Genomic DNA, 13,336 nt, shown 5'->3' on the forward strand with positions numbered 1-13,336 from the left:
TCTCGCTACATCAAGTTGCTTTGCGGCAACCCCAGCAGGCCGGTCAGCGTATTGAGGATGGTTTGTTGCCGGGCGCGGTTTACCTGGTGCTCGGCTTCTGCGGCGGCGACATCGGCGGCGCAGTGTGGGCAGGTCACTTCGTGTGCATGGATGTACTGCAAGCAGCCACGACACAGCGCCAGTTGCGGCGGAATACGCCCTTCGTCAGGTGATTTCTGGCCCTGGTTCGCCCAGGCCAGTTTGATCACCTGGCCGCTGTCGCTGACGCTGTTGACCTTCTCACCGGTGTCGATGCGTTCGGTAATCAGGTCAAAACGTCCGACGGCGAAGGAGGTCTTCGCTGCGTCCTCGAGTTTGACGATTCGTTCGCGCAGACCCTTTTTCTGCAGGTCCAGCGCGCGGTAGTGACAGTAGGGGTTGTTGCCGGGTTTGCCGAGCAAGGAGTGCGAGGTCCAGGTGCAGCCGCCACGGCAGACATCGTTGTAGTAGCAGCTTCGGCAGTAGCCCCACAGATCGTCGACACCGCGCAGGCGGCCAAAGTGCATGCCTTCGCTGTAGTGCCAGATATCGTGCAGGCTCATGGTGCGTACGTTGCCGCCGGAAAAGCCCACCGTTGCCAATGAAGGGCAGCCTTTGACGGTGCCATCGGCTTCGAGTGCCAGCACGGTTTGCCCGGCCGCGCAGCCGCTCCAGTGCACGCGCTCGTCACCGAAGCCACGCCACATGTGTTCATAAGGGCCGTAGTAACCAATATTGTTGCCCACGTTCATCAGCAGGCCGCGATCAACGCCCTCGCGGTAAAGGCGTGCCAGCAACGGCATCACTTCAAGCAGTTGATAGGGCTGCAACAACAGCTCTGGATGATCAACGGCATTGCCCATGGCGACCGTCAGCTGGATCTGCCAGTGGGTGGCGCCGAGTTCGATGATCAAGTCCATCAGTTCGGGCAGATCGGGCAGGGTGGCTGCGCCGATCTGGGTGTTGACGCTCACTGCAAGCCCCGACTGTTTGGCGCGTCGCAGGGTATCGATAGCCTTGTCGAACGAGCCCGGAACATTGCGCACAGCGTCATGCAGCGGGGCCAGTCCATCCAGCGAAACACCGACGCCATTGAGCCCGGCATCGACTGCGGCCTGCATTTTTGCGGGCGTCAGGTTGCGTCCACCGGTTTGTATCGCGCAATACATGCCGTGATCGTGGATAGCCTGGATCAGTTGGGTCCAGTCCTTGCGCAAATAGGCTTCACCGCCGATCAAGGTGATCTCGCGGGTGCCGAGCGCCGCCAGGGAATCGATGACATCCAGGCATTCCCGGGTGTTCAATTCATCGGGGCGTCGATGGCCTGCGCGTGAGCCGCAATGCAGGCATTTGAGATCGCAGGCCAGGGTGATTTCCCAGACCACATGGACCGGCACGTAGCGTTTGAGGTCGGTTTCACTGAGGTAGCGGGCGGGGCGATTGTCTGACATGGGAAATCCTTGCGCACAGACACGTACGCGGCACGAATCCATCGAAGTGTTCGCGCCTTCCTTAGCATCAACGGCGCGAGCGGATTTACCTCTGGGGTTGAAAGGTCCCGGGCTCGGTCACTGGTGGTTTGACCAAGCCCGGGTATTGCCGGTTAGCGTGCTTCCAGTCGGGCGATTTCTGCTTGCAACTGCTCCAGTGCGCTGCGCAAGGCGCCGCTGCTGGCCAGTTGCTGTTCACCCTGGCTCACCACGGCCTTCAGTTGCGCCAGGTCACCGCTGGCTTGCGCTTGCTGCACGGCAACCGCGTAGAGCGGGTGCGCATGTGACGGATGCTCGACCCGCTGATTATGAGCAGTCGCCTGGCTGACAGCCGCGTGTCTGACTGTCGTCCAGTGGTCTTGATCGTAGTACTTGTAGTCGGCAAAACCGCTGTCCCAATCGGCGCCTAGAATGCCGCGCAGGTCGAAGGTCTGGGCGATATTGCTGTTAGGGCCACTCGGGCTGCCATCCAAAGTGAGGATGATGTGGTTTTCCGTATCGGCGGTCAGTTTGGCCTCGGAATACTCACCCCATACCCGAGCACGGAAGTTGAGGGGTGGATAGGTGCTTTGAAAAATGCTCGCAACGCCGCTGACTTTCTTGTTGGCGGTATCCACCAGCAGATCCAGGGTTAGAACCGGTGCGCCGAGTAGCGAGCTGGAAACGTTGAGGCGCGTGTGAAAAAGTCCAATTGACATGGTGCAACTCCCTTAATTGTATTCAGGACAAGCCAGGCACATTCAGTTGCCGGTCAGCGACGTTCCAGCCGGCTGATTTCACCCTTGGCGGCCTCAAGCGCACTTTGCAGCTGTGGTTGCTGCTCCAGCTGTTGTTTGGCAAGGCTCGCCAGATTTTTCATCTGGGCCAGATCACCGCTGGCAATGGCGCCCTGAATCGGCGCGGCGTACAGCGGCATGATCGGCGGATACGGCAGGATTACCGGGCCGGGTTCCAGCGGTAGTGGATAGGCCTTGGAAGGCACCGACTCGACGAGATGGGCGGGCGCAGTGACCTTGACCCAGCGTTGGCCGTTGAAGTACTCGTAGTTGGCGACCCCTGCTTTCCAGTCGTCACCGACCACCAGATGCAGCTTGAAGTTCACCATGGAGTTAGAGCTCGGGCCACCCTGGTTGCCTTGAACGGTGATCAGTATTTTGCTGACGCCGGGTTTCATCACCGTCATGTAGGTGTACTCACCCCAGACATCGGAATGCACATCCAGCGGCGGGTTGGTTGCCTGAGTGATTGCGGCAGTACCGTTTACCGTTTGCTCAGGTGTAAACACCAGCAGATTGAGTGCCAGGCTTTGTGCGCCCGGTTGCTGAGTACCAATTCGATAGCAGAGTGGGAATAAACCGACAGATTGCTGAGAAGAACCAGACATAATTATTGCCTCCATTGCAATAGGGGAGCGGAAACAGCGCTTAGTGCTGTTCCAGGCGTGCGACTTCCTTAGCCAACTGCTCGTACGCGCTACTTAGTTCTTTGGGTTCTGGCTTGGATGCATCGCGTTGTTTCAATAAAGCCTTCATTTCCGGCAGCTTGCCTGCCTTGATCGCGCTTTGGATGGCCACCCCGTAGGGGGGCATGCTATGGCGAGTTGAATTGCTCATAACGATTCCTTCCGTGGTTGTGCGAATACTGCTGTCATCAGCAGTTTTTGCAGTTAAGCAGGCGTTGATGAATATGCAATGGGCGATGGGCTAGTACGGCTGATAAATTGTTAATATTATTCTATTAATAGCGACGCGTTAGGAGTTTGGTTGTTTGTTATCAGGATTGGCTATGAGAGAAAGAGTGCTGGGTGCTTTCCTCATAAGCAGGGAAAGTTCTTATCGCCATTGATAATAAATATGTGCAGTTGTTTATTTTGCGGATAGTTAAGTACGATAGTTCCAATAAGCGCATCGTTTTATTGTGACTGTTCAACCTTCTTGCGCGGCAATTCGCCGAATGATCTGCAGGGCTTCTTCGCGCAGCAACGGCTGTTTCATCCGCTCGGCCAGCAACGCCATTTGTCGCGAGTACTCACAGGCAACCACCGCCTCGACCTGTTCGCCCTTGCACAGCAACGCGATGAAGGCGTATTGCTCGGGGTTGCCTTCGAAGACGATCCGGTCCCATCGGTCGGCGTGGCCGAGCATCTCGAAGGTCTTGTCGAAGTGATACGTCCAGAAGAACGGCACATCCACGTAGCGTGTTTCAGCACCCAGCATGTTTTGCGCGGCGATCAGCGCCTGCTGCTGGGCCAGGCGCCAGTGCTCGATGCGTGTGGGAACACCTTGCAAGGCAAAGGAGGCGATGTCGCCAGCGGCCCACAGGCCAGGCGCGACGCGCATGCCTTCGTTTACCGGTAGCCCGCCGTCATCGTCCAGCTCAACACCTTCGAGCAGGTCGGTGACCGGGTTGACGCCGATGCCGATCAGCACCAGGTCGGCGGGAAGTCGTTGGCCATTCTCGAGCAGAACGGCCTCGACGTTGTCTTGGCCCTCAAACGCCTTTGGCTGGGTATTGGCATGAAAGACCACGCCGTTGTCTTCGTGCAGGGACAAAATCGCCAAGCCGATGCGTTCACCAAACAGCGTGCTGAATGGTGTTTCATGGTGCGCGACCACGCTGACTTCCAGACCATGGCGGTGCAAGGCCGATGCCGACTCCAGGCCGATGAAGCTGGCGCCGATGATGACCACTCGGGCACCGGGTTTTGCGATGTGCAGAATGCGCTCGGCGTCCGCTCGCGAGCGCAGCGCCAGGATGTTGTGCAGATGCGCACCGTCTACCGAAAGCGGCCTGGGTTCGCCGCCACTGGCCAGGAGCGCGGCGTCGTAGTCGAAGGTGCGCCCGTCACCCAGGGAAACCCTTTTGGCGGCCACATCGAGACGGATGACCTCACCTTGAACCCGCTCGATGTGCTGTTCGGTGTAAAAGCGCTCATCCAGTAGCGGTGGAGTTTCTTCAGCGGACATTTCTCCGGCAAGGACGTATTTGCTCAGTACCGTGCGATCATAGCCAGGATTCGTTTCGCGATCGATCAACACCAGGCGCCCGGCAAAGCCGTGTTCACGCAGGGCAGCTGTTGCCGCTGTGCCCGCAGCGCCTGCGCCGACGATCACAAAGCAGCGCGAATCAGGGACACGAGCAGCTTCGACGGGCGCAAGGGGCTGGTCGTCCACGATGACATCGCCATCGACCACGTTTGCCGGATAGCGGGTCAGTCCATTCAGAGCGGGCGGTTCGCACACTTGACCGTCCTCGACCGTGAACATCGCCTTGTGCCACGGGCAAATCAACCGACCATTGCAGACAACGCCTTCGTCCAGCGGAGCCTGCGCGTGCGGACATTCGCCCTGATAGGCGTAGACCCGTTCGCCGGCCCGCAACAGCACGATCTTCAGTGCACCGATTTCAACGCGAGTACCGCGGTCTTCACGAAGGTCGGTAAAGCGGGCGATATTGTGCAGGGACATGACAGCTCTCCGGGGCGGGATTTTCCGTTGGCGTCGGCAGAGCGGCGGGGCGCATCAGTGAAGCTGCACCTCCGTTTGACAGGCTCGACCCTTACAGTAAAGCAGTGAAAGTGCGTGCCCATCGAAGCACCCTGTTAATGCTCCCGTGATCGCTTGCGATCCGTCACATACTATGCAAGGTTTCATGATTCCACCTGACTGATGGCCTTTGGCATGACGGATAGCAAACCCGGCAGACACACTCCCAGCGCCCAGGACATCGTCGCTGCACTCGACCTGGAACCCCATGTGGAAGGCGGTTATTACCGCAGAACCTTTCAGTCTGATCGCCAGCCCATGGTCGAGACCGCAGGTGGTCGGCGTTATGCGATGACCTCGATCTATTACTTGCTGACGGGCACGTCTCCCGTCGGCCACTTTCATTTGAACAAATCCGACATCGTTCACTACTACCATGTAGGCGATGCAATTCAGTACTTCCTCATCTATCCGGACGGCGCATTGAAAACCGTGGTGATGGGCAATGACGTCACTGCCGGGCAGTGCCTGCAATTGCATGTGCCGGGCGGTGTCTGGAAGGCTTCGCAGCTCATGGCTGGACCGGGCGCTTACGGCCTGATCAGTGAAGCCGTTTCGCCAGGGTTTGATTTTGCGGATATGCAATTGGGCAGTCGGCGCAGGCTTGGGGAGCTGTTTCCAGAGCATTCGGCGCTGTTTGAGCGGCTGGCGCGAGAATAAAACAGTAAGACCAGAACGCACTCCGTAGCAGCTGTCGAGCCTGCGAGGGATCAGTAGGGTGTTGCGCCTATGAAATTTATTCTGTAGTTTTTCATGAAATTATAAAAACATAATTTCATGGGCGCCCGAATGTTTCAGCAATCCTCGCAGCATGTCGCCAGCTATTACGCCTACAGTTGCGCTGATCGCCTGTTGGATCGAGCCGCTCTGGAAGGTGAACACACTGCCGAGGTGCTGATCGTCGGTGCCGGCTTCAGTGGCCTGCATACCGCGTTGCGCCTGGCCTTGGCTGGCAAGCGCGTGACGTTGCTGGAAGCCAGTCGCGTTGCCTGGGCTGCCTCGGGGCGCAATGGTGGGCAGGCGATTCTCGGCTGGTCGTGTGACATGCCGCCCCTGGAGGCTGCGCTGGGTTATGAACGCGCGCGGCGCTTGTGGGACGGCATGCGCTGGGCGGCGCGGGAGCTGCGCGAGTTGCCCGCACGCCATGGTTTCGACTGCGATTATCGACCCGGCCACTTGTGGACGTCGGTCATGCCGCGTCGGGTCAGTCTCCTGACAGAGTGGCAACGCGAGGCCAGCCACAAGTGGGGCCACGATGATCTGCAATTCATCGCGCGTGAGCAGTTACCGCAGTGGGTCGCCAGCGAACGTTATCAGGCGGGGCTCTATGACCCCGAAGGTGGCCATCTGAATCCATTGAAGCTGGCGCTGGGTCTGGCCGCAGCCATCGAACGTGCTGGTGGCTGCATCTTTGAGCAGAGCAAAGCGCTGAGCTATCGCGAAGAAGGCGATCAGTATCTGGTGACTACCGAACGCGGGAGCATTCGGGCAAATGTCCTGGTGCTGGCGTGCAACGCCTATCTTGATCAACTCGACCCTGAACTGGCCAGTTGCGTGTTGCCGGTGGGCACTTATCAGGTGGCCACCGCGCCGCTGACTGCCGAGCAAGCCAGCGCGCTGCTGCCGAGTAATGTCTGCGTCACCGACAATCAGTTCGTCCTCGATTATTTCCGTCGCACACCGGATAACCGCTTGTTGTTCGGTGGCGGCTGCACCTATCTGGGCGGGATGCCCAAAGACATCGCCGCCGCGACACGGCCCTATCTGGAACGGGTCTTCCCGCAGCTCAAAGGTGTCGAGCTGGAGTTCACCTGGGGTGGGCATATCGACCTGACCCTCAAGCGCACCCCTGACATTGGCCGGCGTGGCGACCTCTACTGGCTACAGGGCTATTCCGGGCACGGTGTGCTCCCGACGCTGGCCGGGGCTCGCGCCGTGTCCGATGCGATTCTCGGTCAGCCGGATGAGCTGGCCTTGTACCAGGGTTTGAGTAATGACAGCTTTCCCGGCGGTAAATACCTCGCAGCGCCATTGGAAGCCATCGGCAAGGCCTGGTACCGACTGCGCGACAGCATTTGATGAGTCATCTTCCGGAATTACTGGCATGAACAAGCAAGAAGAAATCGCCGCGCTGGCGATCCTGATCCACGATCTGCGCAAGCACAAGAAATACACCCTCAAGGAATTGGCCGACAAAATCGACCGTTCCGTGGGCTTTCTTTCGCAAGTCGAACGGGGTTTGTCACGGCCGACCGTGGCGGACCTGACCGCGATCAGCGAAACCCTCGGCGTGCCAACCACCTATTTTTACAGCCTGCCGAAACCTAAGGTGTTGCCTTGGGTGACCCGCCCGGATGAGCGCCGCACGTTGTACTACGCCAACGGAATTACCGACATTCTGGTCTCGCCGAAGATCAGGGCCTCGTTTTCGATGCTCGAAAGCCAACTGGAGGCGGGCGCCAGCAGTGGCGAGCGGCACTTGAGCGACAGCTCCGAGCAGGGCGGCTACGTGCTGGAAGGCGCATTGACGCTGTGGTTGGGCGATGACGACGAGCCGGTCACCTTGCAGGCCGGCGACAGTTTTCAGCTCGACAGTCACACACGCTGTCGCTACGGCAACCTCACTGATCAGCTCACGCGAGTGCTTTGGGTTTACACCTGATAACAATAAAAGGAACAACAACGATGGATGCTGCCTGCTCTGATCTGCTGGCCGAAGTTCGTGCTTTTCGCCAACGCTACCCCGAGGTGCGCTATGTCGACCTGATTGCCCTGGACATTCCCGGGCATTTCTACGGCAAGCGCTATCCGATAGAAATGCTCGAAAAGGTGGCTGCCGGCAGCGCCCTCAAGCTACCGCAGAACTGCGTATTACTGGGTGTGCAAGGTGGGCTGTTCAAAATCGGCGACTACTGTTTCAACGACGGCGACCCGGATGCTCTGCGGCGTCTGGTGCCAGGCACGCTGAAACCGGTGAGCTGGGAGTCGAAGCCGCTGGGTCAGATGCTGATCACCTCGGACGGCACTGAAAAGCCGATCGTCTTCGAGCCCCGCGAGGTCCTCGCCCAAGTGCTGGAGCGGTTACGTGGTAAAGGCATTCATCCGGTAGTGGCGTTCGAGCTGGAGTTTTATCTGTTCGATAAACAGCTGCGCGAGGGACAGCCGCAGTTCCCCCGCGATCAACTGTCGGACGATGCCGATGACCAGCCGAACATGCACATCGAGCGGCTCTTTCGCTTTTCGCCGGTGCTCGATGAAATGGTCGAAGCGGCGAGGGTGCAAGGCATCGATACTACGGTGATCACTGCCGAACTTGGGCCGGGCCAGTTCGAGATCAACTTCGGCCACCTTGATGACGGCCTGCGCGCTGCCGACTGGGCGGCGCTGTTTTGCCGTAGCACTCGTGGCGTCGCGCTCAAGCACGGTTATCGCGCCAGCTTCATGGCCAAGCCTTACTTACAGCATCCGGGCAGCGGCATGCATGTGCATGTCAGCCTTTATGATGCCGAGGGTAAAAACCTGCTGGCAGCCAACCAGCAGCAAGCACTGCGGCATGCGGTGGCTGGCTGCCTCGAACTGTTGCCGCATTGCATGCCGATCTTCGCGCCGAACCAGAACGCCTTCCGTCGTTTGGGCGGTACGGTGAACGCGGCGACCCGTGCCAGCTGGGGGGTCGAGGATCGCGATGCGTGCGTGCGGATTCCTGATTCGGATTCGAAAAATCTTCGCATCGAGCATCGCCTGGCGGGCGCGGATGCCAACCCTTATCTCGTGCTGGCAGCGATTCTGGTGGGATTGGAGCAGGGGCTGGAAGCCGGTCGCGAGCCGATCCCGGCGCTCAATGAAGACCGCAACAGCGGGATCGATTTCCCGCTGGAAATGCTCGAAGCCGTACGCGCCATGCAGCATCAGCCACAACTGCGGGAGGGATTGGGGGCAGAGTTTGTTGATGTGTACTGCGAGAACAAGCGCCAGGACCACCTGGCCTTCATGCAGGAGATCAGTGCGCGCGAGTACCGCTGGTATCTGTAATGACCGCCGACTCAGCCCTGGGAACTGAGTCGGCGTGTTACCCCGTTTTTATCGAAGGAAGGCCTGCATGTCGTCGGTCAGTTTCTTCAGTGCCACCTTGAAGTCGTTGGCAGTCACCTGCTGGCTTGCATTTTTCAACTGCTGGCCCATGACCTTGCGCACGACCTTGGCCACGGTCTGGCCGTTGCTCGCGTCGATCATCTCGGCTTCGATGTACAACTCGGTGTCCTGGTCGCGGTGACCGGTGGCCGCCTGAGTCGCGCCTACCGCGGCTGCGATCGGAACCACTTCATACCATTTCATGCCCTCATTAGAGGCCGTGACCCCGGTAATTGCGGCGCGTACGACCAGGACTCGCGAACCGGCAGGGGCCGACTGAACATTGGGCACCACACGGTACTTCTGGCTCAGCACGCGCTTGGCATTGTCCGTCATGTAGGTTTGCAGCTGATCCAGCGTCTGGCGGTTGACTCGCTCATTGGGCTTGGGGGCCGGGTACAGTTCCAGTTGCTTGAAGGCCACCGTGTTGTAAGCGTTCGGGTTCCAGGAAGGCGTCACCCAGCGCATGGCTTTCTCGCCGCTGGGGGTGGTGACTTCTTGCAGGTTGCTGTAGTTGGGAAGAAACCCTGAGTATTGTTCCTTCTGTGTAACTTTTGAGGTACAACCGCCGAGCAGCAGGCCAGTCAAGACAACACCGACAAGCAAGTTTCTGGACAGGTCCATGTTTTTACTCCATGGGTTGAGACGTTTTATTCAGGTAGCCTTAGTGGTGAGACCGGAGTTATTCGTGTCGATTTCGTAGCTCACTCAGCCACAGCCCGCCAGAAACCCGGATCCCTCGCGAATTAGCGTAGGTACGAATGGCGAAATATCCAGTAGTGACGCTAGTGGGCGCATTGCCCCGTGACATCGTCTGCCTGGTTGTGGAATGCACTCGGTAGGGTGCTATAGAATTTTTTTCTTCCTGTCCTTGACATGCCCGGCGAACACGTCCAGAATTGCGTCCATTCCTGATTCAGGAACGAGAAAAACCCTTTAGATATCAAAGGGTTGGAAACAGATAACAATCCAGTTTCCCTCTCCAGTTTGTATGCGTTTGATGTTGTTTTTAAGGCATTGGACGTTTGAGGCCGAGTAGCAAAATGGTTATGCAGCGGATTGCAAATCCGCCTACGCCGGTTCGATTCCGACCTCGGCCTCCACTATAAATAGCTCCGTAGATCACTGATTTACGGAGCTTTTTTATTTGCAGTAGACGGCACGATTTTGTCTTGAATTTGACGTCAGCGAACTTGCTTAGAGGGGAAGGGGTGTATATATTTCTTCCCCTGCCGCACCGCACCAAAAAGGATTGATCGTTCATTCGATCGTTCTTGAACGCTTCACCGCGCTACCGCCCGAATGGCGAAACTGGTAGACGCATGGGACTTAAAATCCCCCGCTCGTAAGGGCGTGCCGGTTCGATTCCGGCTTCGGGCACCATATTTATCAAGGGTTTGCGAGCGAAAGCTAAGCAAACCCTTGTTCGTTTCCGGTCCGCAATTTCAGAGTGGGTCCGCAATTCACTTGATTGGCGAGACTTCCTTGCCTTTTCGGTTGCGGATGTACTGCTCGGTCATAACAACGGTGGTATGCCCAAGTTGATCCTTGGCCTGCATGATGTCGCCACTCGATTCAGCCTTGTCCGTACCGGCCTTTGCGCGCAAATCGCGCATTTGAAATTCTGGCTTTGAAACGCCAGCAGCCTCCCTGGCCACATCAAACCTTCTACGCAACATCGCCACCGTCATAGGTGTGCCATCCTCCGTAACGATCAACCGCGTCGATCGGACCTTATGTCCTGACTTTCGGGACATGATTCGATCAATCAAAACCTTCAGCTCACCCGTCACTTCGATTCGTCGCTTGGCCTTCGTCTTGCCCTGCAGCACCCAAATTTGCCCGTCGCGAACGTCTTACTCATCCATCAGGCGTGTGTCGGTCACGCGCTGGCCTGTCAAATAGGCAAGGTCCATGGCGTCGCGTAGGCCGACGACCCGTTCCCGATCGACGCCGGCGATTTGAGCGACCTCAGTCGGTGGCAGGCCTTCACGTCGAAGCTTCGCGCAGCGCCTAGCCAGGTTTTGACCGCGCAGATGTGCGCCGTGGCCGCTCATTGCTCACGCTCCAGTTGAGCAACTCGGTAGCGCAGCACCTGCAGGACGCGACCGCCATAGCCAGGCTCGGCGTACTGCTCAATCGGTGCACCGAAGAATCCGCGCCGTTCGGCCAAGCTGAATGCTTCGCGCAGGTTGTGAGCGCTGATGTCCTCGAGTGGCTCGTTGATCAGCGTTTTGACTGGTGATGTGGTCATCATGCCTCCTTGCGCCGCTGACAGATGTCGCGCAGCCGCTCGCAGTAGTGGTTGAACTCGTCGATGGTGATCGCGCCGTCGGTGAATAGGCGGGTGATTAGTGCCTGTACCAGCAGGCTGAAGTTTCGAGAAAGTCGTCTTCGGGGATTGGCTTGCGAAGTGCTGACATGGGCGCCTCCAGGGTGGCGGGATGAGTTGGGTGGTGGCGTGTTGAGGATTTATGTCTAAGATGGCTAGCTGATTTGAGTGACCAACCATGGAGGGTGATATGAAGCCAACAATCAATGCGGTGATCATTTATGCGAAGGACGTCGCCAAGACATCTGATTTCTACACTCGGCATTTTGGGTTTTCCGCATTGCCGGAGCTCAATGGCATCACGGAACTGACTTCGCCAGCAGGTGGCGCCAAGCTACTTCTGCACAAGGCGGCCAAAGGCCTAAAGAACGGTCAGGCGTGCGTCAAAATCGTTTTTGACGTGGATGACGTTCAGGCTTTCAAGGAGACCTCTGCAGAAAAGGGGCTGCTTTTTGGCCCGACACACGAGGCAGAGGGGTACAGTTTTTCCAATGCCAAAGATCCAGACCAAAATAATGTCAGCATTTCCAGTCGTGCATTCAGATCATGACCCGATCCAAAACCATTCGGCTGCACTCATCCATTCCGCTGGTTGCCGTTGGGCGCGGAGGGGAGTGCATGCGGGTGGTGTCGGGAGGGGTGACTAACTTTGCGTAACAGCGTCTATGCAGCTCTGCGCAAAGAAGTAATAAGGACGTTACGTGTTTCGGAAAGTGATTTTGCTGGTTTTGATTGCCAGTTTAAGTGGGTGTGCAGCAACCGCTATGCGGATGGATTACGACAAACATCGATGCCCCTACATCGGAGTGCGGTTTGACTGGTGGTTGGTAGGAGCATCCCGCGGAAAACTAATCCCCTTTTTGCTCATCGACGCGCCGTTCTCGTTGGTGGTCGACACAGTATTTTTTCCCTTCGAGTACCAATACAGCTGCAACCTTTAATCCGATGCCAGCGTTGTGGCTTATGCCTGGGCTAGGCGCGGACACAAAAAATCTGACACTCTCAGGGTAGTGGGCATTAGATAACTCTCAGTGATTTATACAGCCCTACCCATTATTCACATGCAGATATCTCGCGCTACTCAAAGTGGGTGCACTTTCTTCACCCTCTATTCACCTTGAATTCGGAGTCATCCTCAGTGGACAGACCAATGCCGCCGAGAGTGCTGGTTGAACAGTCCGAACTATCCGATTTTGGCATCCGTCTGACTCCGGCGCCTGAGGTGTGGGAATGGCTGAGCGCCGAGATCCTTGCCGACACCGGCAGCATTCACAACGAAGACCATGCCCATCTACTGGATGCTGACATCCGCATCATGTGGGCGTCTTCACACTTTGAGAGGCAGGGCCGCACAGTTCTGGGCCAGGCCGAACAAGTAGCGTTCCGCGCCGGCGGATGGCAGAAAGCCCGGATGGAGCAGCAGATGCGCGATTGGTTCGGCGACGTGCCGGACTTCATCATCACCCTGGCTGCCGATTACTGCTCGACCTGTAGAAGAGTTCGTCGGTGTGGTCCGCCGCTACGGTGCGAGCCCCGAGGTTCAGGTCTTGGTGGATGCTGCAAACAGTCCTGCTGAGGTGGGGAAATTGAACATATCGAGGGCCTGCGGAACCTGTCTGCTCAAGTCGGCCTGATTCTGGACAGGCTCTGGACGGATGAGAATCTATGGCAGCCCTTCAAAACGACGTGAAGGCCTTTATCGTTCAGGCCCTGGCGTGCTTTGACACGGCCTCACAGGTTGTTGAAGCGGTCCAGAAAGAATATGGTGGACTTGCCCCTTCAAAACCGGACACCAACTCCCCGTTAAATTGATGCCACTG

13 protein-coding genes, 2 tRNA genes and 3 pseudogenes are annotated in these 13,336 nt (G+C 57.6%); 10 read left to right on the top strand and 8 right to left on the bottom strand.

All coding sequences use genetic code 11. The annotated features are described in order from the left end of the window. Positions 1 to 5: 5 nt before the first annotated feature. The 5 genes from FPT12_RS22345 to FPT12_RS22365 all read right to left on the bottom strand — a co-directional run bounded on the left by FPT12_RS22345 (position 6) and on the right by FPT12_RS22365 (position 4,975). Positions 6 to 1,469 (bottom strand): GDL motif peptide-associated radical SAM/SPASM maturase, encoded by a 1,464-nt coding sequence (locus FPT12_RS22345; protein WP_145020125.1) that lies wholly within the window; start codon positions 1,467 to 1,469, stop codon positions 6 to 8. A 152-nt stretch (positions 1,470 to 1,621) separates the two neighbouring features. Beyond that, positions 1,622 to 2,206: a DUF1842 domain-containing protein gene (locus FPT12_RS22350; protein WP_145020128.1), complete on the bottom strand. Its 585-nt coding sequence runs from the start codon at positions 2,204 to 2,206 to the stop codon at positions 1,622 to 1,624. A gap of 53 nt (positions 2,207 to 2,259) precedes the next feature. Continuing rightward, entirely contained in the window at positions 2,260 to 2,892 is a 633-nt protein-coding gene (locus FPT12_RS22355; protein WP_145020132.1) for a DUF1842 domain-containing protein, read from the bottom strand. A 40-nt stretch (positions 2,893 to 2,932) separates the two neighbouring features. Further along, positions 2,933 to 3,121 carry a DUF1843 domain-containing protein gene (locus FPT12_RS22360; protein ID WP_145020136.1) on the bottom strand — a complete coding sequence of 63 codons (189 nt, stop codon included), beginning with the start codon at positions 3,119 to 3,121 and terminating at the stop codon, positions 2,933 to 2,935. A gap of 312 nt (positions 3,122 to 3,433) precedes the next feature. Continuing rightward, a complete protein-coding gene (locus tag FPT12_RS22365; protein WP_145020139.1) occupies positions 3,434 to 4,975 on the bottom strand; it encodes an FAD-dependent oxidoreductase in 1,542 nt (513 codons plus the stop codon). 213 nt (positions 4,976 to 5,188) lie between these two features. Between FPT12_RS22365 and FPT12_RS22370 the strand changes: the two genes are divergently transcribed. The 4 genes from FPT12_RS22370 (at position 5,189) to FPT12_RS22385 (ending at position 9,085) form a co-directional block, all read left to right on the top strand. Beyond that, a complete protein-coding gene (locus tag FPT12_RS22370; protein ID WP_145020142.1) occupies positions 5,189 to 5,713 on the top strand; it encodes a cupin domain-containing protein in 525 nt (174 codons plus the stop codon). 129 nt (positions 5,714 to 5,842) lie between these two features. Next, entirely contained in the window at positions 5,843 to 7,132 is a 1,290-nt protein-coding gene (locus tag FPT12_RS22375) for an FAD-binding oxidoreductase (RefSeq protein ID WP_145020145.1), read from the top strand. 25 nt (positions 7,133 to 7,157) lie between these two features. Continuing rightward, positions 7,158 to 7,715 carry a helix-turn-helix domain-containing protein gene (locus tag FPT12_RS22380; RefSeq protein WP_019689871.1) on the top strand — a complete coding sequence of 186 codons (558 nt, stop codon included), beginning with the start codon at positions 7,158 to 7,160 and terminating at the stop codon, positions 7,713 to 7,715. A 23-nt stretch (positions 7,716 to 7,738) separates the two neighbouring features. Then, complete coding sequence (locus FPT12_RS22385) at positions 7,739 to 9,085, top strand: glutamine synthetase family protein (RefSeq protein ID WP_145020148.1); 1,347 nt, start codon at positions 7,739 to 7,741, stop codon at positions 9,083 to 9,085. A gap of 48 nt (positions 9,086 to 9,133) precedes the next feature. Here FPT12_RS22385 and FPT12_RS22390 read toward each other — a convergent pair whose 3' ends face one another. Then, positions 9,134 to 9,808, bottom strand: coding sequence for a DUF3313 domain-containing protein (locus FPT12_RS22390; RefSeq protein WP_145020151.1), 675 nt, complete (start codon positions 9,806 to 9,808; stop codon positions 9,134 to 9,136). 405 nt (positions 9,809 to 10,213) lie between these two features. On the opposite strand from FPT12_RS22390, the gene FPT12_RS22395 reads away from it, so the two are divergent. Together FPT12_RS22395 and FPT12_RS22400 are read left to right on the top strand one after the other, a co-directional pair. Continuing rightward, positions 10,214 to 10,287: transfer RNA gene (locus tag FPT12_RS22395), tRNA-Cys, on the top strand. Between the two features lie 193 nt (positions 10,288 to 10,480). Beyond that, positions 10,481 to 10,567, top strand: a tRNA-Leu gene (locus FPT12_RS22400). Positions 10,568 to 10,647: 80 nt separating this feature from the next. Here FPT12_RS22400 and FPT12_RS28065 read toward each other — a convergent pair. Further along, positions 10,648 to 11,112: pseudogene (locus FPT12_RS28065) on the bottom strand (tyrosine-type recombinase/integrase); the annotation flags it as partial. Positions 11,113 to 11,237: 125 nt separating this feature from the next. Continuing rightward, entirely contained in the window at positions 11,238 to 11,438 is a 201-nt protein-coding gene (locus tag FPT12_RS22410; RefSeq protein WP_145020154.1) for a hypothetical protein, read from the bottom strand. A 268-nt stretch (positions 11,439 to 11,706) separates the two neighbouring features. Between FPT12_RS22410 and FPT12_RS22420 the strand changes: the two genes are divergently transcribed. From FPT12_RS22420 to FPT12_RS22435, 4 genes and pseudogenes are all read left to right on the top strand, one after another. After that, positions 11,707 to 12,066 (top strand): VOC family protein, encoded by a 360-nt coding sequence (locus FPT12_RS22420; RefSeq protein ID WP_145020158.1) that lies wholly within the window; start codon positions 11,707 to 11,709, stop codon positions 12,064 to 12,066. Positions 12,067 to 12,217: 151 nt separating this feature from the next. Continuing rightward, positions 12,218 to 12,457: a YceK/YidQ family lipoprotein gene (locus FPT12_RS22425; RefSeq protein WP_145020161.1), complete on the top strand. Its 240-nt coding sequence runs from the start codon at positions 12,218 to 12,220 to the stop codon at positions 12,455 to 12,457. Positions 12,458 to 12,654: 197 nt separating this feature from the next. Next, positions 12,655 to 13,150, top strand: a pseudogene (locus tag FPT12_RS22430) (putative metallopeptidase). Between the two features lie 31 nt (positions 13,151 to 13,181). Then, a pseudogene (locus FPT12_RS22435) lies at positions 13,182 to 13,283 on the top strand (DUF2280 domain-containing protein); the annotation flags it as partial. Positions 13,284 to 13,336 lie beyond the last annotated feature (53 nt).

This window comes from Pseudomonas sp. H3(2019), from assembly GCF_007713465.1.
Lineage (GTDB): Bacteria > Pseudomonadota > Gammaproteobacteria > Pseudomonadales > Pseudomonadaceae > Aquipseudomonas.